The organism is Nocardiopsis coralli (assembly GCF_014892575.1).
Classification (GTDB): Bacteria; Actinomycetota; Actinomycetes; order Streptosporangiales; family Streptosporangiaceae; genus Nocardiopsis; species Nocardiopsis coralli.
In genome coordinates this window covers 1-685 of sequence record NZ_JADBGI010000063.1, presented here as the reverse complement: position 1 = coordinate 685, position 685 = coordinate 1, and the positions used below count along the sequence as shown (strand labels likewise).

Sequence of the window (685 nt, the reverse complement as noted above, 5' to 3'; positions counted from 1 at the left end):
TTCCTCACGGGCCCGGCCGCACCGCGCGGCCGGGCCCCGTTCTATTTGCCGTAGTGATAACGGCAGGCCGCGATGCGGATCTCCTCACCGCTGACCTTGTACACCAACCGGTGCTCGGTGGTGATCCGCCGCGACCAGTAACCCTGGAAGCCGTGCCGCAGGGGCTCGGGTTTACCCATCCCCTGGTTTCCGTTGCGATCGATGTCCTGGATCAGTGCATTGATCCGTTTCAGAATCTTCCGGTCCTGACCCTGCCACCAGAGATAGTCCTCCCAGGCGGATTGGGACCAGACGAGCCTCATTCGGCCAACCCGCGTTCGATCCCTTGGTCACCCTCGAGTTCCTCGATGGACGTGACCAGGCGGCGAGCGTTCTCCGGGCTGCGCAGAAGGTAGGCGGTCTCCTTGAGCGCCTCGTACTCGGAGAGTGCAAGCATGACGACCGGTTCCCGGCCGGATCTGGTGATGACGACCTCTTCGCGGTCGTTGACGACAGCGTCGAGGGTGTCGGCGTAGTTCGCACGGGATTCCGAGTAGCTCATGGTCTTCATGGCGCACCTCCGAGGACGATCGAGAGCCTCTTCCCGATTGTACGTGATCTTGTACGTCCGCGCTCAGGGGTTTCGGGTGGACGTTCACGTCGGAAAACCAGGACCGCCGTGCGTTCTACTATGACTACGTGTTGG

The 685-nt window shown here is 62.2% G+C and carries 2 protein-coding genes; both read right to left on the bottom strand.

Annotated features, from left to right (window positions below; translation table 11 throughout):
* Nucleotides 1-41: 41 nt before the first annotated feature.
* Nucleotides 42-302 carry a Txe/YoeB family addiction module toxin gene (locus IDM40_RS27775; RefSeq protein WP_193121799.1) on the bottom strand — a complete coding sequence of 87 codons (261 nt, stop codon included), beginning with the start codon at nt 300-302 and terminating at the stop codon, nt 42-44.
* Complete coding sequence (locus tag IDM40_RS27770; RefSeq protein WP_193121798.1) at nt 299-550, bottom strand: type II toxin-antitoxin system Phd/YefM family antitoxin; 252 nt, start codon at nt 548-550, stop codon at nt 299-301. The genes IDM40_RS27775 and IDM40_RS27770 overlap by 4 nt, the downstream gene beginning before the upstream one ends.
* Nucleotides 551-685 lie beyond the last annotated feature (135 nt).